Below are 23,248 nucleotides of genomic sequence, written 5' to 3' on the forward strand. Positions count from 1 at the left end.
GCCCCCGGCCGCCGCCGCGACCCCCGCCCCGGTTCAGGCCGCCGATCCCTTTGGCCTCGAGACCACGCTCGAGCCGAAGAAGGTCGTGATGGTCAAGGGCACCGCCAATTGGGACTCCGCCTTCGACACGCTGATCGACGCCTTCAAGGCGTTGAACACGCTGCTCGACAAGCAGGGCATCAAGCCATCGGGCAATTCGATGATCGTCTACACCTCGACGGACGATACCGGCTTCACCTTTCTTGCCCAGATCCCGGTCGATCAGGACCCGAAGAACCTGCCCAAGGACATGAGCATCGGCAAATCGCCTGAAGGCAAGGCGCTGAAATTCGTCCATCGCGGCTCCTACGACAACATGGACAATACGTATGAGGCGATCACCAATCATCTCGACGACAAGAGGCTGGAAGCCAAGGACACCTTTATCGAGGAGTACCTCACCGATCCCCTAAAGACGTCCGAGGACAAGCTCGTGATCAATGTTTTCGTGCCACTGAAGTGAGACTGATGAAAAAGCCTGCCCTACTTGCCGCCGTCCTCGCCACCACACTGCTCGCCGCGCCCGCGCGCGCCGAGGATTTTCCCTCCGCGATCTCGGTGAGCGGCGAAGCCTCCGTGTCCGCGGCGCCCGATCTCGCGCAAATCGATGCCGGCGTCGCCAACGACGCCAAGACAGCGAAAGAGGCCTCCGATGCCAACAACGCCGCGATGGGCAAGGTGCTGCTGGCGCTGAAGAGCGCAGGCATCGCCGAGAAGGATTACCAGACCTCGCGGCTGTCGCTGCAGCCGCAATACGGCCAGAACAAATCCACCGGCGCATCCCCGGTCGTCGGCTTCCGCGCCAGCAACCGCGTCACCGTCAAGATCCGCGACGTGACCAAGGTGGCCGGCATCATCGACACGCTCGTCAGCGCCGGCGCCAACGACATCGGCAACATCTCGTTCGAGGTGACGCAGGCCTCGAAGCTGCTGGATGATGCGCGCGAGCAGGCGGTGGCCGACGCGCGGCGCAAGGCGGAGATTTACGCGAAGGCTGCCGGTGTGACGCTGGGCGCGCCGCTCAGCGTCACCGAGGGCGGCGGCCCGGTGCCGCTGTTCAAGGGCCGCATGGCCGAACGGATGGCCGCAGCCCCACAGGCCGCGGTCGCGCCGGGCGAGGAGACGCTGACGGTGACGGTGAATGTGAGCTGGGCGATCAAGCCGGGGCAGTAGCCGCTTTCGTAAGAGGCGCATCGTCGCAATACCAATGGGCCGACGACCCGATCATACGTCCGGCGGCAGGGATAGCATCGTTGCCCGATCAATCATTCACGCTGATATCAGTAAAAAGGAACCCCGCCGGCGTCTTGGTAAAGACGAAGATGAGCTCGCCGCAGAAGACGAAGTAACTGTCGTTCTTATAGTCATCGCGATCGTAGACGGCCTTGCCGCGCTGGATACACGCGCGATTTCTCGCCGTGAACGAGGTCCGATAGGTCTTGGCGCCAAATTGAGCGGCGTCGCGAATTGCGTTGTCGTTCATGAATGGCAATCGTGTCATACCGGCGACGGCGGCGGAATCGTTTGCCTTCAGCGCCGCGCGAAACTTCTCGATGAAGCCATCGAATTCCTTCTGCAAGGCAGGAGAAGCGACGGCGTTCTTCGCCTGGGCGACGGCCGGAGCAAGGTTCACGAGAGCGGTTGCAAGCACAATTCTCAGCAAAAATCCCACGGGCCGGCTCCATCCATCGATTAATAAAGGTCTTCCGACCAAAAGAAATCCATGGTGCTTTGTTGCGTCATGGGCTTTCTGGTTCAACGGCGCAGAACCGCACGCACCTGCCGCAATGGGAGCAAAACGGACATTGCTTTCGTCGCATCAAGCCGCCGGGTTTATGGATACACGACCTAAATCTCCACCACCTGCCCCGGCAGCATCGCCACGAATCTTTCCTGCGGAATCTTCGCGGCATCCAGCGCCTCGACCAGCGCTATCGCCGGCGCGTCGATCGCTTCGTCCGTCAGTTGGAACGTGCCGTGGTGATGCCCGAGCGCTTGCTCGGCGCCGCAATCGGCCAGCGCCTTCACCGCATCTTCGGGGTTCATGTGCTGGTCGCGCATGAACCAGCGCGGCTCGTAGGCGCCGATCGGGAGGATCGCCAGGCGCAGCTTGCCGTGCTTCTCGGCGACGCGGCGGAAATGGCGGCCATCGCCGTAGCCGGAATCGCAGACCACGTAGATCTTCCCGGCCGGCGTCTCCAGGACAAAGCTCGCCCACAGCGCCTTGTTGCGGTCGAACAGGCCGCGCGCGGTCCAGTGCCTTGTCGGCACTAAATGCACCGCGACGCCTTCGCCGAGCTCGACGCGGTCGTGCCAGTCGAACGCTTCCACCTTGATCGTGGAATCCCAGCTGCGCATGGTGACGTCGTTGCCGAGCGGGGTGACGACGCGCGGGGCGAAATTCTTGGTGAGCCGCGACAGCGTCGCGATGTCGAGATGGTCGTAATGGCCGTGCGAGACCAGCACGACGTCGATCTTCGGCAGCTTCTCGAAGGCGATGCCGGGGTCGTTGTGCCGCTTCGGCCCGGCGAAGGCGACCGGCGAGACCCGCTCCGACCAGACCGGATCGATGAGGATGTTGAGGCCGCCGGCCTGGATCAGCCAGCTGGCATGACCGACGAACGAGAGCCGCACCTTGTCGCCGTCGACACGCGCCGGCGGGGTGTCGGCGTGTGGGCTGGGGGCCCAGTCCGGCCAGGTCGCCCGCTGCCGCTTGCCGCCGAGCTGCCAGCGCAGCACCTCGCGCAGCGATTTCGGCGGCGCCCCGTCCGGATCGAAGAAGGTCAGGCCATCGAAATGGTCGGAGGCGGGACCGTCATAGGTTTTCATGCTGGACATCCAGAGGGAGGGGACGCCGACCAGCGCACCGGCTCCGGCAAGCAATCCAAAAAGGCGGCGGCGGGTGACCGGCACGGGCGGACTTCTAGAGATGGTCGGAGGGGTAAGACATCACCGCCTATATGGGCGGGGCTGGCGGAAAAGGAACCTGCGACAAAAGGATCACGTTTTCAAAACCTTGCCTTACCAAGGGCGGGCCGACATCCTAACTTTCCTTGACTTTTGAGCGGGAGCGGCGTTTAACCCCGCCACTTTCTCGGAAAGGCTTTCTTTTCGACCCGCCGACCGGCCTCGAGGCCGGAGGTCAACGCCCGACAGCGCTGTGCGCCCTCGGGCGCAAAGGTGTTTGGAAGATCGCTTATCCAAGGAAGTGGTCATCGCCCGACTTGATCGGGCGATCCAGTATTCCAGGGGCGGCTCGGCTGGAACCGAGGTGCCGCGGCGTACTGGATGCCCCGGTCAAGCCGGGGCATGACAGCGGTGAGTAACGGAGCGCTCTTCCCGTCGGGAAGACAGCAACAGGACAACGGCATTGTTCGACAATCTGTCGGAACGGCTTGGTGGCATTCTCGATCGTCTGACGGGGCGCGGTGCGCTGACCGAAAAGGACGTCGACGCCGCGATGCGCGAGGTGCGCCGCGCGCTGCTGGAGGCCGACGTCGCGCTGGAAGTCGTGCGCAGCTTCACCGAGCGCGTGCGCGAACAGGCGATCGGCGCCACAGTCGTCAAGTCGGTCACCCCCGGCCAGATGGTGGTGAAGATCGTCCATGACGAGCTGGTCAACACGCTGGGCGCCGAAGGCCAGACCATCGACGTCAATTCCGTGCCGCCGGTGCCGATCATGATGGTCGGCCTGCAGGGCTCCGGTAAGACCACCACCACCGCCAAGCTCGCCCGCCGCCTGGTCCAGCGCGACAAGCGCAAGGTCTTGATGGCCTCGCTCGACGTCTACCGCCCGGCGGCGATGGAACAGCTGGCCGTGCTCGGCCGCGACCTCGACATTCCCACTTTGCCAATCGTTGCCGGCCAGCAGCCGCCGCAAATTGCGAAACGTGCGCTGGAAGCCGGCAAGCTCGGCGGCTACGACATCGTGCTGCTCGACACCGCCGGCCGTACCACGCTCGACGAAGAGATGATGGCGGAAGCCGCTGCCATCAAAGCGGCGGCCAACCCGCACGAAGTGCTGCTGGTCGCGGACTCGCTCACCGGCCAGGACGCCGTGAATCTGGCGCGCTCGTTCGACCAGCGCGTCGGCCTCACCGGCATCGTGCTCACACGCGTTGACGGCGACGGCCGCGGCGGTGCCGCGCTGTCGATGCGCGCCGTCACCGGCAAGCCGATCAAGCTGATCGGCACCGGCGAAAAGACCGACGCGCTGGAGGACTTCCACCCCGATCGTATCGCAGGCCGCATCCTCGGCATGGGCGACGTGGTTTCGCTGGTGGAGCGCGCCGCCGCCAATATCGACGCCGAGAAGGCCGCACGCACCGCCGAGCGCATGCGCAAGGGTCAGTTCGACCTCAACGACATGCGCGAGCAGCTGCTGCAGATGGCCAACATGGGCGGCATCAGCGGGCTGATGGGCATGATGCCCGGCATCTCCAAGATGAAGAACCAGATCGCGGCGGCCGGCATCGACGACAAGATCCTGAAGCGTCAGGTCGCGATCATCGATTCCATGACGCGCGATGAGCGGCGTCATCCGGACCTCTTGAAGGCCAGCCGCAAGAAGCGCATCGCGGCCGGCAGCGGCCAGAGCGTCGAGCACGTCAACAAGCTGCTGAAGATGCACCGGAACATGGCCGACGTGATGAAGGCCATGGGCTCGGGCAAGCGCGGCCCGCTCGCCGGCATCGCGCAGGCGATGGGCTTCGGCGGCGGCATGAAGATGCCCTCGCCCGAAGAGATGAAGGCGCTGCAGGAGAAGATGCAAGGCGCGGGCGGCGGACAAGGCCTGCCGAATCTGCCGAAGGATCTGCCGCCCGGTCTTCGCCAAGGCCTACCGAACCTTCCGGGACTAACCGGGCTGAGCGGCAAGCCGACGCTGCCGGGCCTCGGCGGTTTCCCCGGCAAGAAGAAATGAGGAATTCGTCGCGCGGGGATCATCAGCATCTCAGGCGACGCGGAATACCAATCGACCGAACAAAACGTACTTTGCAAAACCACACTTTCAAGGAGAACTGAATGTCCGTCGTTATCCGCCTCGCCCGTGCAGGCACCAAGAAGCGTCCCGTCTATCACGTCGTCGTCGCCGATTCGCGCTTTCCGCGCGATGGCCGCTTCATCGAGCGTCTCGGCCATTTCAATCCGCTGCTGCCGAAGGACAACGAGACCCGCCTCAAGCTCGACATGGACAAGGTGAAGGCCTGGCTCGCCAAGGGCGCGCAGCCGTCGGACCGCGTCGCGCGTTTCCTCGATGCCGCCGGCGTCAAGAAGCGCGAAGCGCGCAACAACCCTGAGAAGGCCGTGCCGCGCAAGGAGCGCAAGGCGCAGGCCGAAGCCGCCGCCAAGGCGTAAGGCCGGATCATGTCGGCGCTGGTCTGCGTCGCGCGGATCGGCGCCGCGCATGGTGTGCGCGGTGCGGTCAAGCTGTGGACCTTCACCGAGGATCCCTTTGCCGTCCGCCGCTACGGTCCGCTGTCGACCAAGGACGGCAGGCGCCAGTTCGAAATCGCGCAGGTGCGCGAGGCCAAAGATCATCTGGTCGCGACATTCAAGGGTGTCGTGACCCGCGATGAGGCCGAGCGCCTCAACGGCATCGAGCTCTACGTCGCGCGCGAAAAACTGCCCGCGACGGACGAGGACGAATATTACCACACCGATCTGATCGGGCTCGCCGCCGTCACAACTGATGGCGATGCGCTCGGCCGCGTGCTCGCGATCCATAATTTCGGCGCCGGCGACATCATCGAGATCGCGCCGCTCAAGGGCCCGACGATGCTGCTGCCGTTCTCCAACGCGGTGGTGCCGGAAGTCGACCTCAAAGGCGGCCGCGTCGTGATCGCGTTGCCGCAGGAGATCGAGGGGGAGGATCGTGACGAAGCTTCTTCCGCGAGTCGTCCCGGCGAAGGCCGGGACCCATAACCACAGGCCGGAATTTTTCGCTAAGCTGATCGCTCCAGCCATCGCAAAACGGGCTGCGGTGGTTATGGGTCCCGGGCTCGCGCTTTGCGCGCCCCGGGACGACGAGACTAGGATGCAATGACCAATCCCTCACCCTGGCGCGCGACGGTGCTGACGCTGTTTCCGGAGATGTTTCCGGGGCCGCTCGGCGTGAGCCTCGCCGGCCGGGCGCTCGCGTCCGGGCTCTGGCAGATCGAGGCTCGCGACATCCGGGCGTCCGCGACCGACCGCCACCGCAGCGTCGACGACACCCCGGCCGGCGGCGGGCCGGGCATGGTGCTTCGGGCGGACGTTCTGGCCGCGGCGATCGATGCTGCCGAGATCGGGCAAGACCCGACAAAAGCGCGGCCACGCCTGCTCATGAGCCCGCGGGGTCGGCCATTGACCCAGGCACGGGTGGTCGAGCTCGCCCGAGGCCCCGGCCCCCTGATCGTCTGCGGGCGGTTCGAGGGGGTGGACCAGCGGGTGATCGACGCGCGCGGCCTGGAGGAGGTCTCGATCGGCGATTACGTGCTGTCCGGGGGCGAAATCGCAGCTTTAGCCCTGATCGACGCCTGCGTCCGGCTGCTGCCGGGGGTGATGGGCAAGGAAGCCTCCGGAACCGAGGAAAGCTTTTCGGACGGCCTGCTGGAGTACCCCCAATACACCCGCCCGCAGCTGTTCGAGGGGGTTCCGATCCCTGCTGTCCTCACCTCCGGCGACCACGCCAAGGTGGCCGCCTGGCGGCGGGCCAAATCCGAGGCCCTGACGGCCGCCCGGCGCCCGGATTTGTGGGAAAAGGCCGCGAATCGGGGGAGCGGCCAAAAAACGCCAAAAACCAAGACAGACGGGTGACAAACGCTCCGGCTTGCCTTATAGGAGCGGCCAAATCCGCAATGGCTGGATAGACGAATTTTGCGCAGCCCCCCGTTTCCAGGGCTGGGCGCGCCGATGGAGATTTACCCATGAACCTGATCAAGCAGCTCGAGCAGGAGCAATTCGACAAGCTGTCGGCCGGCAAGGACATCCCGGAATTCGCCCCCGGCGACACCGTGATCGTCAACGTGAAGGTCGTCGAAGGCGACCGCACCCGCGTGCAGGCCTATGAGGGCGTCTGCATCGGCCGTTCCGGCGGTGGCCTCAACGAGAGCTTCACCGTGCGCAAGATCTCCTATGGCGAGGGCGTCGAGCGCGTGTTCCCGCTGCTCTCCCCGATGATCGACTCGATCAAGGTGGTGCGCCGCGGCAAGGTGCGTCGCGCCAAGCTCTATTATCTCCGCAATCTTCGCGGCAAGTCGGCCCGCATCGTCGAGAAGCAGGACCGCGCTGCTGCCGTCGGCGAGTAAGCTTTCGCCACCAGGCAGGTCTTTCGAAAGCGCGGGGCTCGGCTCCGCGCTTTTTGTTTGCCTGACCGTCATTGCGAGGAGCCCTTGCGACGAAGCAATCCAGACTGCCTCCGCAGATGCATTTCTGGATTGCTTCGCGGAGCCCGTCATCGGGCCGCGCTACGCGCGGACCCGGTGGCTCGCAATGACGAGCTGAAACTCTCGCGCTTTTACCGGTGCGTGCTATATAGCTTCTAGAATGTTTCCAGATCTGACCAGCTTCGCCCGCATCCAGCGCATCGTCATCGACGATCGCTCGCGGCTGCCTGGCCGGTTCTTCGGACGCTTCGCGACCTCGGCAACGTCAGAGCTTAGCCGCGCAGCCTGAAGGCTGCGCTGACGATTTTGTTGCCCGCGCGCTCTGCCGCGCTCATCGCTGACACACATTCTTCGGAGCTCAAGCTCATGTCCAAGCCGACCACCCTGTACGACAAGATCTGGAACGACCATCTGGTGCACGAAGCCGAGGACGGCACCTGCCTGCTCTATATCGACCGCCATCTGGTGCACGAGGTGACCTCGCCGCAGGCGTTCGAAGGCCTGCGCGCCACGGGGCGCAAGGTCCATGCGCCCGAGAAGACGCTCGCCGTCGTCGACCACAACGTGCCGACCACCGACCGCACCAAGCCGAATCCCGACCCTGAAAGCATCGAGCAGATCAAGGCGCTGGCCGAAAACGCCAAGGAGTTCGGCATCGAATATTACAACGAGTTCGACAAGCGCCAGGGCATCGTCCACGTCATCGGCCCCGAGCAGGGCTTTACGCTGCCCGGCACCACCATCGTCTGCGGTGACAGCCACACCTCGACGCATGGCGCGTTCGGCGCGCTCGCGCACGGCATCGGCACCAGCGAGGTCGAGCACGTGCTGGCGACGCAGACGCTGATCCAGAAGAAGGCCAAGAACATGCGCGTCACCGTCGACGGCAAATTGCCGGATGGCGTGACGGGCAAGGACATCATCCTGGCCATCATCGGCGAGATCGGCACCGCGGGCGGCACCGGCTACGTGCTGGAATATGCCGGCGAAGCGATCCGTGCGCTCTCGATGGAAGGCCGCATGACGGTCTGCAACATGTCGATCGAAGGCGGCGCGCGCGCTGGCCTGGTCGCGCCCGACCAGAAGGCGTTCGACTTCCTGCGTGATCGCCCGAAGGCTCCGAAGGGCGCGGCCTGGGACGCGGCGATGCGCTACTGGGAGAAGTTGCGCTCCGATGACGGCGCGCATTTCGACCACGAGCTGCGCCTCGATGCCGCAAAGCTGCCGCCGATCGTGACTTGGGGCACCTCGCCTGAAGACGTGATTTCTGTCACCGGTATCGTGCCCGATCCTGATAAGATCGCGGACGAGGCCAAGCGCATCTCCAAGCATCGCGCGCTGAAATATATGGGCCTGACGGCGGGCACGAAGATCACCGACATCAAGCTCGACCGCGTCTTCATCGGCTCCTGCACCAACGGCCGCATCGAGGACCTGCGGGCCGCGGCGAAGATCGCCGAAGGCAAGACCGTGTCGGCGAACGTCAATGCCATGGTCGTGCCGGGCTCCGGCATCGTGAAGGAGCAAGCCGAAGCCGAGGGTCTCGACAAGATCTTCATCAAGGCCGGCTTTGAATGGCGCGAGCCGGGCTGCTCGATGTGCCTTGCGATGAACCCGGACAAGCTGAAGCCGGAAGAGCGCTGCGCCTCGACCTCAAACCGCAATTTCGAAGGCCGCCAGGGTTTCAAGGGTCGCACCCATCTGGTGTCGCCGGCGATGGCGGCAGCGGCGGCGATCGCGGGCCACTTCGTCGACGTCAGGGACTGGCGCTAAGCTGGTCCCTGCAATTGTAGCGATCGCGGCAAAGCGTCGTTAATCGACGGCGCCGACGATGTCCTCGCGACGGTTTCGCGAGGACACGTCATGGCCAAAATGACGGCACTCACTCACGTCACCAATAGCGGTACGGATAGTGCCACCGCGGCCAGTGGCAGACGCGGCGCGGGCCGTAATAGGTCCAGATGATCCGGCAGCGGCGCGGATAAGAGTAGGAAGGATAGTAGCCGCCGACATAATAGGGCCGGTAGAAGTGACGATGCCGGAAATGGGGGCGGTGATGGCCCCAGTGCCGGTGGACCCCGCCATATCCGCCGTGGCGAAAGCCGCCATGGCGATGGATGCCGACATGTCTGTGGTGAAAGGCCGGCGCGGCGCGGAAGCCACCGCCGTGGAAACCGCGGCCGATATGCCCGCCGCCGCCGCGAAAACCGCCGCCGTGAAAATGCCCGCCGCCATGTCCGCCGTGCCCGCCACGGCGAACCTGCGTGACGAGATCGTCGGTCGCGGCCTTCGTCATCGGCGACGTCGCCGGATTGATCAAGGTGAGCGCTTCAGCGCGACGCGCGCTGCCGGCCGACAGCATCAGCGTCGCGGCGGCCGCAAGCCCGAGCAAGCGCACCGAGCCGACCCGGCGGCCCAACATCCTGAGCATGGAATCCTCCCTGAATCCGGACGGCAGAGCTGCGACGTCTCCGCCGCGCCATTGCCGTTCAATTGCGGTCGCTCCCGGGATCAAGTTGCGGACAGCGATGTGAACGCGCCATGAATGAACAAGGCGCGGCGCCGCGATGCGACGCCGTGCCTCGCGCGATCGCAAAGCCGGCCGCCAAAGCGGCGCCTTACCAGAAGGGGCCGTAGGTGAACACAAACGGTGCCGGCACGCCGTAGGGATAGGGACGATAGTAGACAGGCCGCGCGTAGTAGCGCGGATCGCGGCGTATGGCAGGCCGTGCGATGTCATAGGTTCGCGCGTGTCGTCGCACATCGAAAACCGCGATTCCCGCCGATGCCTCCGGGACCGCCGCCCTTGGCGCGGCGGATGCGCGAGGCAGCCCAGTGGCCAGCGCGACGGCAAAGGCCCATGCGATCCATCTCGCCATCACACCCTCACGAGGTCGCCGCGAAGTCAGCCCCGGCGCCAGTAGCAGCTCACGCGCGGCACGATCACCGTGCCGCTCGGCCGGTACTCCTGCACATAGGTGGCGTTGCAGACCCGGACCGCGTCGGGGCCGGGATTGTAGCGGGGATAGACGCCGTCCGGGCTGTAATAGGGCGTGATGCGCAGGCGCGGCCGCTTGCGCGGCGGGGGGACATCGTCCGGCGAGACCAGTTGGGCCATCCGGAGTCCGGAACTGGCGGCCTGCGCCTCGGCGCCGACGCAAAGCTGCGAAAACAACCCCATGCACAGTAGAACCAGCGCTGTTTTCGCTCGCATTTTCCCGCCCGCCTGAAACGTCCCGTTTGAGGGCCCCACGCTCCCCGTTTTGGCGGCGCCCGTCAACCTCGCCGCGCTTATAAAGCCAGATGCATCAGCGGGAAACCCGCGCTAAGAGGTGCTCATGTGGACGGAATTAAAAGCCCCTTCGCTGGCCGAAATGGAAGCGATGGCTCACGACGTGTTCGAGCGCCTGCCGGCGGAATTTCGCAAGCTTTGCGCGGGCGTGATCGTCCGCGTCGAGGACTTCCCGACCGAGGAGGTCCTGGACGAGATGGAATGCGAGAGCGAGTTCGACCTGCTCGGCCTGTTCCAGGGCGTCGGCCTGCCCCAGCAGAGCTTTGGCGACGTGGCACGGCTGCCCAACATGATCTGGCTCTACCGCCGCCCGATCCTGGATTATTGGGCCGAGCACGATGAAAGCCTCGGCCACATCGTCCGCCATGTCCTGATCCACGAGATCGGCCACCATTTTGGTCTGTCGGACGACGATATGGCCGCGATCGAGGCTAAGGCGGAGTAGGACGCTCTCGGTCCACCTCTCCCCCACCGGGGAGAGGTGAAATTCCGATGCCGCGCCAGTTCGGCTTCAAACCCCCTACGGCAGATTAGATCTGCCGAATTCGGCCTAGGATTTCCGGCCCGATCGCGATAAATAGCCGGTTCCCTGAACCACGTGCGGGAAAGCGCAACCATGGACAAGTTCACCACGCTGGAAGGCGTCGCGGCGCCGCTGAAGATCATCAATGTCGACACCGACATGATCATTCCGAAGCAGTACCTCAAGACCATCAAGCGCACCGGCCTTGGCAAGGGGCTCTTCTCCGAGCAGCGCTACAAGGACGACGGCAGCGAGAATCCGGATTTCGTGCTCAACCAGCCCGCCTATCGCAACGCGAAGGTGCTGGTCGCCGGCGACAATTTCGGCTGCGGCTCGAGCCGCGAGCACGCGCCCTGGGCGCTGCTCGACTTCGGCATCCGCTGCGTGATCTCGACCTCGTTCGGCGACATCTTCTACAACAATTGCTTCAAGAACGGCATTCTGCCCATCCGCGTCACCCAAGAGGACCTCGACAAGCTGTTCGACGACGCCGAGCGCGGCGCCAATGCGACGCTGACGATCGACCTGCCGAACCAGGAGATCCGCGGCCCCGACGGCGGCAAGGTCAAGTTCGAGATCGACCCGTTCCGCAAGCACTGCCTGATCAACGGCCTCGACGACATCGGCCTCACCATGGAGAAGAAGGCCTCGATCGACTCGTACGAGGACAAGCTCAAGCGCGAACGCGCCTGGGCCTGATCGCAAGTTTTTGTTGAGCCCCGGTGCCGCAAGCGCCGGGGCTTTTTCTTTGTTCTGATTATCCCTTATGACTTCCCGCATGCTGCCCGAGATCGTCACCTTCTGGCATGGCCCGATGGATGCGCTGCGCCAGACCTGTCTGCGCTCGCAATTGGCTGCCGGGCACAAGGTCACGGTCTACAGCTTCGACACTATTCCCGGATTGCCGGCCGGCGTCGCGAATGCCGAGGCCGAGGCGATCCTGCCGCATGCGTTCTCCGAACGCCTGCGGCCGCCGCAGCCGGACGGCAGCTGGCGCGACTGGACCATTCTGCAATTCAGCGACTTCTTCCGCATGAAGCTGATGGCGAAGGGCCTCGGCCTCTGGCTGGATGCCGACGTGCTGTTGTTGAGGCCGGTCGAGATCGATCCGGCAAAACCCTACTTCGCCTGGGAGCGGCCGCGCCAGCTCGGCAATTCCGTGCTCTATCTGCCGCCCACGCACGGCATCGTTGCCGCCTTCGAAGAGCTGATGGAGCAGGAGGAGCTGACGCCGAACTGGCTGTCCGTGCGCCATCGCATCACCTTCATGATGCGCCGCCTGCGCGGCGGCTCGAACCGGCTCGCCGATATTCGCGTCGCGATCTACGGGCCCGCGGCGCTCACCGCGCTCGCGCGCCGTGCCGGCGAGCTGCAGAACGCATTGCCGAAGCAATCGTTCTACGCCGTGCATGCCGAGCCAAAGCTGTTCTTCGATCCCTCGAGCTATCTTGGCCTGGTCACCGACCCCGCCATCATCGGCCTGCACATCTCGCCGAAGGGACGCGGCGGCGAGAAGCCGATTCCCGGCAGCCTGTATGCCTGGGCGGCGGAGAGATTCAGGTAGCTGCTGCGCAGGAGGTGCGCTCCCTCTCCCGCTTGCGGGAGAGGGTCGGGGAGAGGGTCTCTGCAATGGGACAATCCCCCAGAGGAAAGAGCCCTCACCCGCGCCTTCGGCGCGACCTCTCCCGCAAGCGGGAGAGGTTGGCAACCCCGCTCTTTCCTGTTTGATCCAGCGCAACGCGCTTCTGCATCATTGTGCTTATCTCGCTCCAATTCCGACCGTCCGAATGGAGCTTTCCATGAGCACCGCAACCAGGCCCTACCCCATCGTCCAGGATCTCATCGAGTCCTTCGCGAACTGGGTGAAGCACCGCCGCGAGATCAACGAAATGCGGCAGCTCGACCGCGCCGATTTCGACCGGATCGCCAATGATCTCAGGATCGCGCCGGACGATCTGGAGGAGCTGGTCCGTCATGGCCGGCACGCCGCCGACGAGCTGCCGAAGATGCTCGAACAGCTCGGCATCAGCACTGAGGCGCTCGGCCGCGCGCAGCCGCTGCTGCTCCGCGACCTCGAGCGGGTCTGCTCGCTCTGCAATCACAAGGGACAGTGCGACCGCGATCTCACTGAGGGCACCGCCGCGGAGAATTACCACGGCTATTGCGCCAACGCCTCGACCCTGGAGACGCTCGAGCGTGCCGACCTCGTGCCGCGGTGAGGCATTGCGCTACTCGATCCATTTCGGCGCGTAAGCCATTCCTTGGCTTTGCGCCGTATCGTGATTGATCCAGATTTCGGCGTTCTCGACGCGTAGCAGCTCGACCACCTTGGCCATCGACGCAACCGTCGCCTGCGGGTCGGCATTGAACGACGGCACGCGCATGTGCCGGAGGTTCTCCCGGTTGTGCGCGACGTCACCGCTCAGCAGCACGGCGCCGCGCCGCGGCAGCTTCACCAGCAGCGAGCAATGCCCGGGAGTATGGCCGGGCGTGAAGATCATGCGCACCGCGCCGTCGCCAAATAGGTCGTGGTCGCCATCGACAATCTCGAAAGGCCGCTCCTGCAACGCCTCGTAGTGCGGCAGTGAGTAGCCGAACTCGTCGGGGTCAGGTCCGAACATGGCTTCGAACTCGGCCCGTTGAGCGATCCATCTTGCGTTTTCGAACAGGTCGACATTTCCGATATGATCGAAATGCGCGTGAGAGAGGAGGATCGTGCCGATATCGCGGGGCCGCACCCCGATTTCATCCAATTGGTCCGCGATGGGACGACGCACGATGCCGCGTATGCCGTGTGCGATGATGCGCCCTTCCGGATACTTCGCCAGCTCATCTGCTATTCCCGTATCCCAGATCAGCCACTCGCCGCGGTGACGGATGAGATAGGCATTGCAGCTCAACGCCATGGGAATGCCGACATTGATGCCGGGAGAATAGATCGAGCCGTCTTCGACCTCAGCAATGCCTCCGTCGAGGATGTAGATCCGGTCGATCGTCGCCATGTGAGAGCTCTTCAAGCCGCCGATTCGACGCGCCGCTTCGCCTCGCGCATGTCGCGCCCAGGCGGCATGCCGAACAATCGGCAATATTCCCGCGTGAACTGCGTAACGCTTTCGTAGCCGACCCGATGAGAGGCGGTCGCGATGCTTGCGCCATCGGCCAGCATGGTGCGGCGCGCCTCGATCAGACGCAGCTGCTTCTGGAACTGAAGCGGGGTCAGCGACGTGATGCTGCGAAAGTGCAGGTGAAAGGCCGAGTGGCTCATCCCCGCGGCCTTGGCGAGCCGGTCGACACGCAAAGGCTTGGCATAGTCGGCGCGAATGATCGCAACCGCACGGCCGATCCGCTGCGCATGGCTGTCGGCCATACCGAGCGCCCTGATGGCACCACCGTGCCGACCGGCCAATAGCCAATAATGCAGCTCCCGCAGCACTTGGCTCTGGAGAATTGAGGCGGACGAGGGCCGATCGATCAGGCGCAACAACCGCAGCGCCGCATCGCTCACATCCCGCTCCGCTGGCTCGACCCGAAGCGGCTGCGACGGAACATAAGGCGCGGCCCCCATCTCGACGACCAGCCCCTCGATGACGATGGGATCGAGCTCGACGACGAGCGACAAATAGGGCACCGCGGCTGTGGCGCGCGTGATCTGGCTGACCGTCGGCACGTCGCTCGAGATCACCAGCGAATCGCCCGCACCCAGGTCGAACGACGTGGCGCCGACCGCAACACGCTTGGCACCTTGCAGCACCAAAGCGACCAGCGGCTTGGAGATCGCAAATTGGAGCGCGCTCGGCGCGGTCTCACGAATGATCGAGATGCCGGCGAAAGGCGTGGACGCAAGGCCTTTGCCGTCGGCGTGAGCTGCGGCGTAACGGCTGGCGATCTGGAGCAGCGTTTCGGTCACGGGCCCAATCTAGGCCGCGCCATGCATGCGGGCAATTGCCGAGAGGCGATCGGGCAAGAAGACGGGAGTTTCAGGCAAGGCTGCCGCCGGCCGCATTCCTGGAGGATTGGGCAAGACGATCGGAGCATCCGGCAACACCGGATGCTCGATCACAGGCAGAAAGGCCCCACCGAAACTTCACGAGGAAGCCTCAAATGCCCACCATTTCGCTCGTCACCGGCGCCAGCCGGGGCCTTGGCCGCAATACCGCAATCGCCATCGCGCGTCACGGCGGCGACGTCATCGTGACCTATCGCAGCGGCGCCGCCGCCGCCCGCGAGGTCGTCACCGAGATCGAGGCGCTCGGCCGAAAAGCGGTCGCGCTCCAGCTCGACGTCACCTCCGTATCGACCTTTCCGGCGTTCGCCGCAAAAGTCGCGTCGGCGCTGGCGGAGCACTGGCACGCCGACAAGTTCGATCATCTCGTCAACAATGCCGGCCAGGGCGAAATGGCCACCTTGGCCGAGACGACGGAGCAGCAGTTCGACGCGCTCTTCGACACCCATGTCAAAGGGCCGTTCTTTCTGACGCAGGCCTTGCTGCCGCTGCTTGGCGACAATGGCCGGATCGTCAACTTCTCGAGCGGGCTGACGCGCGTGTCTTTCCCCGGCTTCTCGGCCTATGCCGCCGCCAAGGGCGCCATCGAGGTTCTGACCGTCTACATGGCAAAAGAATTCGGCGAACGCGGCATCACCGCCAACGTCGTAGCGCCGGGCGCGATCGAGACCGACTTCCTCGGCGGCGCCGTCCGCGACATGCCGGATTTGAACAAGCAGTTCGCGCAAATGACCGCGCTTGGCCGCGTCGGTGTGCCCGACGACATCGGGCCGATGGTCGCGAGCCTGCTCGGTCCGGAGAATCGCTGGGTTACGGCCCAGCGCATCGAGGTGTCCGGCGGCCAGACGATCTGAGTGCGGCGGCATTGGCGCACTCCGTCGCGACGCGACGGAGTGCGCGAGCCCTCAGCCCTTCCGCATCACCGCGATCGCATCCGCGATTTCGTCACCGCTACCGTCACCGAGAAAGACCCGACCATCTGCCGGACCGCTGATGGCAGCGTACAGCAGAGCTTTCGCTTGTGCGCATCGTCGGATGGCAACGAGCGTAAATAGTATGACTGTTTGCGCGGCGAGGATGCGGGAAAGCTCACCGCAAATATCCGTGCTTGATCTCGACTATTAGCTCTGTTTGGATCGCTGCCGTTCCGCAATTCGCATTTCGGATAATCATGGCGAATGAAACAGATGATTCCCGTCGTTCGTTGGGTGCTCGTTCAACAGAGGACACCGTGACTGCCCACCGCAAGGGCATCGGGAATCGGCTATTGGCGGCGCTGCCGCCGGCGGATCTCGCTTTGCTGACGCCCCACTTCCAGAAGGTCTCGTTCGAACCCGATGCCGTCCTGGTGCGATCGGGCGACGAACTCGACCCCGTCTATTTTCCCCATAGCGGCGCGATCGCCTTCATGCTCGATATGCCGGACGGGCAAACGGTCGCGACCAGCTTGATGGGACGCGAAGGCGCTTTGGCCTCGTTCTCCGTGCTCGGCCCCTCGCCCTCATCCGTGACCGCGATTGCTCGCACAGCCGGCACTGCATCGGTGATTTCCGCCGCCAAATTTCGCGCTGCCCATGTGCAAAGCGCAGCGATCAGGAATGTCGTGCAGGTCCACGCCCGCGCCGTGTTGCTGCAGCTCCAGCATGTCGCCGCTTGCAACGCGCTGCACCGGGTGGATGGCCGCATGGCGCGGTGGCTCCTGCAGCTTCACGACCGCGTTCCCGAGGACCTGCTTCCGGTGACGCAGGAGGCGCTGGCGCAACTGGTTGGGGTCCGGCGGACGACGGTGACTTTGACGATGAGCAAGCTACGCGAGGCCGGCGCCATCCCGTCCGAGCGGCGCGGGTTTGTCGAGATCCATCGGTCGCGGCTCGAGAGGATCGCATGCGATTGCTATGCGCTCATGCAGCGCACGATCGATCGAATGTATTGCCAGGAATTGGCGGCGCCCCAGCCTGCCGATGCGCGGTTCCGGCAAAGCGCCATCGCCGCCTCCCACGGAGCAGGCGGTGAATTCAAAGCCGTTTCGCGGGCGGGACGATAGAGTGCAAAACCTGCGGCGCGTGGAGAAGTGGATCTCGCGCCTCAGCCCTTCCCCATCGCAGCGATCGCGTCCGCAATCGCGATCGTGCGCCGGGCCATGTCGGCGTGCAGGCGTTCCACCATCGCACCATCCAGGCGGATCGCGCCGCGCGAGGCGTTCTCCGGCAGTTCGAACGCCGCGATGATTTTTCGCGCGCGGGCGACTTCCTCCTCCGGCGGGGTGAAGATGGCGTTGCAAGCGTCGATCTGGGAGGGGTGGATCAGCGTCTTGCCGTCGAAGCCGAGATCGCGGCCTTGCGCGCATTCGGTGGCGAAACCGTCGGAATTTGCGATGTCGCTGTAGGGGCCGTCGAGGATCTCGAGGCCGTGCGCGCGGCTCGCCAGGATGCAATGGGTGATCATCGGGATCATCGCGGCGCGGCCCGGCAGCATCCTGATCCGCGTCTCGCGCGAGATGTCGTTCGGGCCGAACACGAAGCCCGAGAGACGGCGCGAAGGATCGCGGCCGGCGGCGGCCAGTTCCTCGGCATGCAGCACGGCGCGCGCGGTCTCGATCATGGCCCAGACCTTGACGGTCGGCGCGGCGCCGAGCTCGGCCAGCTTGCGGCCGATGGCGTCGAGATCCTCGACGCTTGAAACTTTTGGAACCAGGATGCCGTCCGGCGAGGCCTTAGCGGCCATGGCGGCGTCATCCGGCCACCAGGGCGTATCGAGGCCGTTGGTCCGGATCAGGACCTCGCGCCTGCCAAAACCCTTGGCGGCGATCGCCGCCGCAATGCCGTCGCGCGCCGCCGCCTTGGCCTCCGGGGCGACGGAATCCTCGAGATCGAGGATCAGGCCGTCGGCGGCGAGATTGCGCGCCTTTTCCAGCGCGCGCGGGTTGGAGCCGGGCATGAACAGATGGCTGCGGCGCGGGCGGGTCATGCTGGCGTTCCTTCCTGGTCTGTCGTCCCCCAGCCGATAGCATTTGGCCTGCCCATTCGAAAGGCTTGTCGGCCTTGGCGGTATGTGATTAGGCATGGGCCATGACGACATTCCCGACGCACTTGCTGGAAGGCTACAAGGCCTTCGCCACCCAGCGGCTGCCGACCGAGCAGAACCGCTACCGTGAGCTCTCTGTCAAAGGGCAGTCGCCTGAGACCATGGTGATCGGCTGCTGTGACTCCCGGGTCTCCCCCGAGGTGATCTTCGACGCGGGGCCGGGCGAGCTCTTCGTCGTCCGCAACATCGCCAATCTGGTGCCGACTTATCAGCCTGACGAAGGCGCGCACGGCGTCTCGGCAGCGCTGGAGTTTGCGGTGACAGTGCTGAAGGTGAAGCACATCGTGGTGCTCGGCCACGCCCAATGCGGCGGCATCCGCGCCTTCATCGACAAGATCGAGCCGCTCACGCCCGGCGATTTCATCGGCCGCTGGATGCAGATGTTCATCAAGCCGGGCGAGGTTGTGGAGCAGCGCGAGCACGAGACCATGGCGCAATTCGTCGAGCGCATCGAGAAGGCCGCCGTGTTCCGCAGCCTGGAAAACCTGATGACCTTCCCGTTCGTCCGCAAGGCCGTGGAGAGCGGCCGGATGCAGACCCACGGCGCCTATTTCGGCGTGGCGGAGGGATCGCTGTTCGTGCTGGACAAGGCGACCAAGGAATTCAGGAACGCACGCGAGGGATAATCCTGCCCACCCAGCGAAATGCGGGGCTATCGCATATGATTTGTGGCAGCGGCCTGCGCGCACGCCTCGTCCTTCGAGACGGCGCTTACGCGCCTCCTCAGGATGAGGCTAATCAGCGTCAGTGCTCCTTGAAACTGTTGCCGCGCACTCCGCCCTCATCCTGAGGAGCCCGCCCAAGCGGGCGTCTCGATGGATGGCCGCAGGGAAAAACTCTCAAGGCGATAGCCCTCCTTGCGCAATAGGGCATATCGGAAGTGCAAATCCTGCCTGACGAATGGCGGACAGGCGCCTGGTTCGCTAGAGTGTTCTCCATTCGCCACTCGCCATTTGCTCCATCATGCTGATCCTTGCCATCGATACTGCGCTCGAAGCCTGCGCGGCCGCCGTTCTCGACACCGACGCCGGCGAGCTCCTCGCACGGGAATCGCAGCTGATGAAGCGCGGCCATGCCGAGGCGCTGATGCCGATGATCGCGCGCGTGATGCAATCGGCCGGCCTTTCCTTCACCTCGCTCGACCGCATCGCCGTCACGGTCGGGCCCGGCAGCTTCACCGGCCTGCGCGTCGGCATCTCGGCGGCGCGGGGCCTTGCGCTTGCGGCGAAACGGCCGGCGGTCGGGCTGACGACGCTGTCGGCCTATGCCGCTGGGGTCGTCGCCAAGAGCGGAACGGCGCCGGTGATCTCTGCGATCGATGCGCGGCACGATCACGTCTATTTCCAGATCGTCGCCGGCGACGGCAGCCAGCTGGTGCGGCCGGCTGTCGCCTCCATCGACGCTGCGATCGCGGCCTCGCAATTCGGTGCGCCGCATCTGGTCGGCAATGCCGCCGGGATCCTCGCAGGTCGCTGGCCGAAGGACGGACCGCAGCCCGTTGCGGTCGACGCGCAGCCCGCGCCCGACATCAGCTGGGTCGCCTGGCTCGGTGCGGCGGCCAATCCCGACACCAATCCGGCGCGGCCGTTCTATCTGAAAGCGCCCGACGCCAAGCCGGCGGCATCGACGCCGCTCGCAGCACAAGCCGCGACCTCATGATGGGATGGCTGTCGGAGTGGTGGCGCGGCGGCACCGCCGCCGTCGAGCCCGCGACCATGCGCGATGCCGCGCGCCTCGCGCAGCTTCACGGCGCCTCGTTCGCGCACGGCTGGGGCGAAGGCGAGTTCGAGAGCATGATGAGCGAGCGCAACACGCTGGTGCATCGCTTGCGGCTCGGCCGCAAGACGATCGGCTTTGCGGTGTCGCGGATCGGCGCGGACGAAGCGGAGATTCTCTCGATCGCGGTGGACGGGGCTTATCGCGGCCGCGGCCTCTCCCGCACGCTGCTGATGACCCATCTCGGCCACCTCGCCGGGCGCGGCGTACGCACCATATTTCTGGAAGTGGAGGAGAACAACCAGCCGGCGCGGCGGCTTTACGATCGAGCCGGATTCGTGGTGGTCGGACGCCGCGATCGCTACTATAAGCAGCCCAACGGGGAACAATTGAACGCCCTTCTGATGCGGCGTGACTTGTCGTAACATCGGTGGCAGAAAGCGCCCGCCCAGGCAGACAACGCTATGACCACACTGAAACATTCTTCTGTGTCCAAGACATCCGAGATCGAGGCGCGCTGCGCCGCAACGGGCATGCGCATGACCGAGCAGCGCCGCGTCATCGCCCGCGTGCTGGCCGAAGCGATTGATCATCCCGATGTCGAGGAACTCTACCGGCGCTGCGTTGCGGTCGACGACAAGATCTCGATCTCGACGGTCTATCGCACCGTGAAGCTGTTCGAGGACGCCGGCATCATCGAACGCCACGATTTCCGCGAGGGCCGCGCGCGTTACGAGCAGATGCGCGACAGCCATCACGACCACCTCATCAATCTGCGCGACGGCAAGGTGATCGAGTTCACCTCCGAGGAGATCGAGAAGCTGCAGGCCGAGATCGCCCGCAAGCTCGGCTATCGCCTGGTCGATCACCGGCTCGAGCTCTATTGCGTCCCGCTCGACGACGACAAGCCGACGAATTGAGTTTAGTGCCCATCGATCTCATCATCTTCGATTGCGACGGCGTGCTCGTGGACAGCGAGGTGATCTCCTGCCGGGCGCATGCGGACGTGCTGACGCGCCACGGCTATCCGATCACGTCGGAGCAGGTGTTCGCGCGCTTCCTCGGCCGCTCGACAAAGCAGGCCAATCTCGAGATCGAGACCGAGCTTGGCCGCAAGCTGCCGGAGGCCTATCACGGCGATCTCCAGGACGAGCTGTTTCGCGCATTCGAAGCCGACCTCGAAGCGATCCGCGGTATCCACGATGTGCTGGATGTCGTCACGCAAGCCGTCTGCGTCGCCTCGAGCGGCTCGCATCAGCGGATGCGCGTGAGCCTCGGGAGCACCGGGCTCTACGAGCGCCTCGCGCCAAACATCTTCTCGGCCTCGCAGGTGAAGAACGGCAAGCCGGCGCCAGACCTGTTCCTGTTCGCGGCGAGCCAAATGGGCGTGCCGCCCGAGCGCTGCGTCGTGATCGAGGACAGTCTGGCCGGCATCGCCGGCGCCCGCGCCGCCGGCATGACGGTTTTCGGCTTTTACGGGGGCAGCCATTGCCGCGACGGCTATGCCGAAACTTTGCGCCTGGCCGGCGCCGACCTGCTCTTTGCCGACATGCATCAGCTGCCCGAGCTGGTCCGGCGGGTCGCGGCGGACGCTCTGGCGGGCTGATGTTGCCTCGAACCGTCATTCCGGGCACGCGCGACGCGCGTGAACCCGGAATCTCGCAGTAAAACTCTGGATTCCGGGTTCGCAACTGCGTCGCGCCCCGGAATGACAGGCGGAAATGGCTCCATTCGCTGGATTTTCGGCCCTGCAGCCTATATCTGAGGGCCGTCCTCCAGCTCCATTCGGGTTCCATGACGCCGCCGCGCAAGCTGCACATCAAATCATATGGCTGCCAGATGAACGTCTACGATGCCCAGCGCATGGTGGACACGCTGGCCCCGGAAGGATTCGTGGAGACGGCGAGCGCGGAGGATGCCGACCTCGTCATCCTCAACACCTGCCATATCCGCGAGAAGGCCTCGGAGAAGGTCTATTCCGAGCTCGGCCGCCTACGCGTCGCCAAGGACGAGGCCGCGCGTGCAGGCCGCGCGATGCAGATCGCGGTGGCGGGCTGCGTGGCGCAGGCCGAGGGCGAGGAGATCGTGCGGCGCGCGCCTGTCGTCGACGTCGTGGTGGGACCGCAGAGCTATCATCATCTGCCGGAGCTGTTGAAGCGCGCCGAGGGCGAAGGCCGCGCGATCGAGACCGAATTTCCCGCCGCGGACAAGTTCGGCTTCCTGGCCCAGCCGAAGCCGGACGCGATCCGCGCGCGTGGCATTTCCGCCTTCGTCACGGTGCAGGAAGGCTGCGACAAGTTCTGCACCTTCTGCGTCGTGCCCTATACGCGCGGCGCAGAGGTGTCGCGCCCCGTCGCGAAGATCGTCGAGGACGTGAAGCGGCTCGCTGACAACGGCGTGCGCGAGCTCACGCTGATCGGGCAGAACGTCAACGCCTATCACGGCGACGGGCCGGACGGAAAAACCTGGCCGCTCGGCCGGCTGCTCGAACATCTGGCGGCGATTCCCGGCATCGCGCGGCTGCGCTATTCGACCAGCCACCCCCGCGATGTCGACGACAGCCTGATCGCGGCCCATCGCGACCTCGGTGCCCTGATGCCGTTCGTGCACCTGCCGGTGCAGTCGGGCTCGGACCGCATTTTGGCGGCCATGAACCGCAAACATACCGCCGATGATTACCGGCGGGTCATCGACCGTTTTCGTACCGCACGCCAAGACATTGCTTTTTCATCGGATTTCATCGTCGGCTTCCCCGGCGAGAACGAGCAAGATTTTCTCGCCACCCTCGCGCTTGTCACGCAAATCGGCTACGCTGCGGCCTATTCGTTCAAATACTCCGCCCGGCCGGGAACGCCGGCCGCGGACATGCAGGAGACGGTGTCCCCCGCCGAGATGGACCAGCGATTGGAGCGGCTCCAGGAACTGATCGACAGCCAGCAATCGGCCTTCAACAAGGCCGCGATTGGCTCAACGGTCGACGTGCTGTTCGAGCGTCCGGCGCGCAAGGAGGGCCAGATCGTGGGCCGCACCGCCTACCTCCAGCCCGCCCACGTAATGGCCGCGCCCGACATCATCGGACAGATCCTGCCCGTCAGAATCGACAGCCTCGAGCGCTACAGTTTTCTCGGCGAGCTCGTGACGCCGCGCAAGGTGCGCGAGCCCGCTTTATCGCAAGCCAGTGGAGCCTGAACCCTTGCCCAAAAGCGCATCGGATTCGTCTTCGTTCG

At 64.9% G+C, this 23,248-nt stretch carries 27 protein-coding genes; 20 read left to right on the forward strand and 7 right to left on the reverse strand.

Annotated elements, in window-relative coordinates; translation table 11 throughout:
- Together I6F33_RS21265 and I6F33_RS21270 are read left to right on the forward strand one after the other, a co-directional pair.
- Window positions 1-502: GyrI-like domain-containing protein (locus I6F33_RS21265; RefSeq protein WP_225144070.1), on the forward strand; the 502-nt coding region annotated here is incomplete at its 5' end.
- Between the two features lie 5 nt (window positions 503-507).
- Window positions 508-1,212, forward strand: a complete 705-nt coding sequence (locus I6F33_RS21270) for an SIMPL domain-containing protein (RefSeq protein ID WP_225144071.1) — start codon at window positions 508-510, stop codon at window positions 1,210-1,212.
- An 88-nt stretch (window positions 1,213-1,300) separates the two neighbouring features.
- Here the strand turns inward: I6F33_RS21270 and I6F33_RS21275 are convergent, their stop codons facing one another.
- Entirely contained in the window at window positions 1,301-1,711 is a 411-nt protein-coding gene (locus I6F33_RS21275; RefSeq protein WP_225135298.1) for a hypothetical protein, read from the reverse strand.
- A 176-nt stretch (window positions 1,712-1,887) separates the two neighbouring features.
- On the reverse strand, window positions 1,888-2,952 hold the full coding sequence (locus I6F33_RS21280) for an MBL fold metallo-hydrolase (RefSeq protein WP_225144072.1): 1,065 nt from the start codon (window positions 2,950-2,952) through the stop codon (window positions 1,888-1,890).
- A 457-nt stretch (window positions 2,953-3,409) separates the two neighbouring features.
- On the opposite strand from I6F33_RS21280, the gene ffh reads away from it, so the two are divergent.
- The 6 genes from ffh (at window position 3,410) to leuC (ending at window position 9,176) form a co-directional block, all read left to right on the forward strand.
- Entirely contained in the window at window positions 3,410-4,960 is a 1,551-nt protein-coding gene (gene ffh, locus I6F33_RS21285) for a signal recognition particle protein (protein WP_225144073.1), read from the forward strand.
- A 101-nt stretch (window positions 4,961-5,061) separates the two neighbouring features.
- Window positions 5,062-5,394, forward strand: coding sequence for a 30S ribosomal protein S16 (rpsP, locus tag I6F33_RS21290; protein ID WP_025032875.1), 333 nt, complete (start codon window positions 5,062-5,064; stop codon window positions 5,392-5,394).
- Window positions 5,395-5,403: 9 nt separating this feature from the next.
- Window positions 5,404-5,961, forward strand: a complete 558-nt coding sequence (gene rimM / locus I6F33_RS21295; protein ID WP_036008886.1) for a ribosome maturation factor RimM — start codon at window positions 5,404-5,406, stop codon at window positions 5,959-5,961.
- Between the two features lie 117 nt (window positions 5,962-6,078).
- Window positions 6,079-6,834 carry a tRNA (guanosine(37)-N1)-methyltransferase TrmD gene (trmD, locus tag I6F33_RS21300; protein WP_225144074.1) on the forward strand — a complete coding sequence of 252 codons (756 nt, stop codon included), beginning with the start codon at window positions 6,079-6,081 and terminating at the stop codon, window positions 6,832-6,834.
- A 110-nt stretch (window positions 6,835-6,944) separates the two neighbouring features.
- Window positions 6,945-7,325 carry a 50S ribosomal protein L19 gene (gene rplS / locus I6F33_RS21305; protein ID WP_036008895.1) on the forward strand — a complete coding sequence of 127 codons (381 nt, stop codon included), beginning with the start codon at window positions 6,945-6,947 and terminating at the stop codon, window positions 7,323-7,325.
- A gap of 444 nt (window positions 7,326-7,769) precedes the next feature.
- A complete protein-coding gene (gene leuC, locus I6F33_RS21310; RefSeq protein ID WP_036024581.1) occupies window positions 7,770-9,176 on the forward strand; it encodes a 3-isopropylmalate dehydratase large subunit in 1,407 nt (468 codons plus the stop codon).
- 118 nt (window positions 9,177-9,294) lie between these two features.
- Here leuC and I6F33_RS21315 read toward each other — a convergent pair whose 3' ends face one another.
- A complete protein-coding gene (locus I6F33_RS21315; RefSeq protein ID WP_225144075.1) occupies window positions 9,295-9,834 on the reverse strand; it encodes a hypothetical protein in 540 nt (179 codons plus the stop codon).
- Between the two features lie 474 nt (window positions 9,835-10,308).
- Entirely contained in the window at window positions 10,309-10,584 is a 276-nt protein-coding gene (locus I6F33_RS21325) for a hypothetical protein (protein ID WP_225144211.1), read from the reverse strand.
- A 157-nt stretch (window positions 10,585-10,741) separates the two neighbouring features.
- Here I6F33_RS21325 and I6F33_RS21330 point away from each other — a divergent pair, with 157 nt between their 5' ends.
- The 4 genes from I6F33_RS21330 to I6F33_RS21345 all read left to right on the forward strand — a co-directional run bounded on the left by I6F33_RS21330 (window position 10,742) and on the right by I6F33_RS21345 (window position 13,437).
- Window positions 10,742-11,140 carry a metallopeptidase family protein gene (locus tag I6F33_RS21330; RefSeq protein WP_225144077.1) on the forward strand — a complete coding sequence of 133 codons (399 nt, stop codon included), beginning with the start codon at window positions 10,742-10,744 and terminating at the stop codon, window positions 11,138-11,140.
- Between the two features lie 171 nt (window positions 11,141-11,311).
- The gene (gene leuD / locus I6F33_RS21335; protein ID WP_057026583.1) at window positions 11,312-11,917 is read left to right on the forward strand and encodes a 3-isopropylmalate dehydratase small subunit; all 606 of its coding nucleotides are present in this window, start codon (window positions 11,312-11,314) and stop codon (window positions 11,915-11,917) included.
- Window positions 11,918-11,996: 79 nt separating this feature from the next.
- Window positions 11,997-12,782: a hypothetical protein gene (locus I6F33_RS21340; RefSeq protein WP_225144212.1), complete on the forward strand. Its 786-nt coding sequence runs from the start codon at window positions 11,997-11,999 to the stop codon at window positions 12,780-12,782.
- A gap of 235 nt (window positions 12,783-13,017) precedes the next feature.
- Window positions 13,018-13,437, forward strand: a complete 420-nt coding sequence (locus I6F33_RS21345) for a hypothetical protein (RefSeq protein ID WP_109145541.1) — start codon at window positions 13,018-13,020, stop codon at window positions 13,435-13,437.
- Window positions 13,438-13,446: 9 nt separating this feature from the next.
- Here the strand turns inward: I6F33_RS21345 and I6F33_RS21350 are convergent, their stop codons facing one another.
- Both I6F33_RS21350 and I6F33_RS21355 read right to left on the reverse strand, forming a co-directional pair.
- Window positions 13,447-14,220, reverse strand: a complete 774-nt coding sequence (locus I6F33_RS21350; RefSeq protein ID WP_225144078.1) for an N-acyl homoserine lactonase family protein — start codon at window positions 14,218-14,220, stop codon at window positions 13,447-13,449.
- An 11-nt stretch (window positions 14,221-14,231) separates the two neighbouring features.
- Window positions 14,232-15,125: an AraC family transcriptional regulator gene (locus tag I6F33_RS21355; protein WP_036040800.1), complete on the reverse strand. Its 894-nt coding sequence runs from the start codon at window positions 15,123-15,125 to the stop codon at window positions 14,232-14,234.
- A gap of 194 nt (window positions 15,126-15,319) precedes the next feature.
- Between I6F33_RS21355 and I6F33_RS21360 the strand changes: the two genes are divergently transcribed.
- Window positions 15,320-16,075, forward strand: coding sequence for an SDR family NAD(P)-dependent oxidoreductase (locus I6F33_RS21360; RefSeq protein WP_057026585.1), 756 nt, complete (start codon window positions 15,320-15,322; stop codon window positions 16,073-16,075).
- A 317-nt stretch (window positions 16,076-16,392) separates the two neighbouring features.
- A complete protein-coding gene (locus I6F33_RS21365; RefSeq protein WP_225144079.1) occupies window positions 16,393-17,265 on the forward strand; it encodes a Crp/Fnr family transcriptional regulator in 873 nt (290 codons plus the stop codon).
- 41 nt (window positions 17,266-17,306) lie between these two features.
- On the opposite strand, the gene I6F33_RS21370 is transcribed toward I6F33_RS21365, so the two are convergent.
- Window positions 17,307-18,188 carry a CoA ester lyase gene (locus I6F33_RS21370; RefSeq protein ID WP_036008938.1) on the reverse strand — a complete coding sequence of 294 codons (882 nt, stop codon included), beginning with the start codon at window positions 18,186-18,188 and terminating at the stop codon, window positions 17,307-17,309.
- Between the two features lie 101 nt (window positions 18,189-18,289).
- On the opposite strand from I6F33_RS21370, the gene I6F33_RS21375 reads away from it, so the two are divergent.
- The 6 genes from I6F33_RS21375 (at window position 18,290) to miaB (ending at window position 23,210) form a co-directional block, all read left to right on the forward strand.
- Window positions 18,290-18,931, forward strand: coding sequence for a carbonic anhydrase (locus I6F33_RS21375; RefSeq protein WP_036008941.1), 642 nt, complete (start codon window positions 18,290-18,292; stop codon window positions 18,929-18,931).
- Window positions 18,932-19,268: 337 nt separating this feature from the next.
- Window positions 19,269-19,964: a tRNA (adenosine(37)-N6)-threonylcarbamoyltransferase complex dimerization subunit type 1 TsaB gene (gene tsaB / locus I6F33_RS21380; protein ID WP_225144080.1), complete on the forward strand. Its 696-nt coding sequence runs from the start codon at window positions 19,269-19,271 to the stop codon at window positions 19,962-19,964.
- Complete coding sequence (gene rimI / locus I6F33_RS21385; protein WP_036008947.1) at window positions 19,961-20,446, forward strand: ribosomal protein S18-alanine N-acetyltransferase; 486 nt, start codon at window positions 19,961-19,963, stop codon at window positions 20,444-20,446. The genes tsaB and rimI overlap by 4 nt, the downstream gene beginning before the upstream one ends.
- Window positions 20,447-20,485: 39 nt before the next feature.
- The gene (locus tag I6F33_RS21390; protein WP_225128085.1) at window positions 20,486-20,941 is read left to right on the forward strand and encodes a Fur family transcriptional regulator; all 456 of its coding nucleotides are present in this window, start codon (window positions 20,486-20,488) and stop codon (window positions 20,939-20,941) included.
- Window positions 20,942-20,946: 5 nt separating this feature from the next.
- Window positions 20,947-21,627, forward strand: coding sequence for an HAD family hydrolase (locus I6F33_RS21395; RefSeq protein ID WP_036008953.1), 681 nt, complete (start codon window positions 20,947-20,949; stop codon window positions 21,625-21,627).
- Between the two features lie 188 nt (window positions 21,628-21,815).
- The gene (miaB, locus tag I6F33_RS21400) at window positions 21,816-23,210 is read left to right on the forward strand and encodes a tRNA (N6-isopentenyl adenosine(37)-C2)-methylthiotransferase MiaB (protein ID WP_225144081.1); all 1,395 of its coding nucleotides are present in this window, start codon (window positions 21,816-21,818) and stop codon (window positions 23,208-23,210) included.
- Window positions 23,211-23,248 lie beyond the last annotated feature (38 nt).

It is taken from the genome of Bradyrhizobium sp. BRP20 (assembly GCF_020194215.1).
Classification (GTDB): domain Bacteria; phylum Pseudomonadota; class Alphaproteobacteria; order Rhizobiales; family Xanthobacteraceae; genus Bradyrhizobium; species Bradyrhizobium yuanmingense.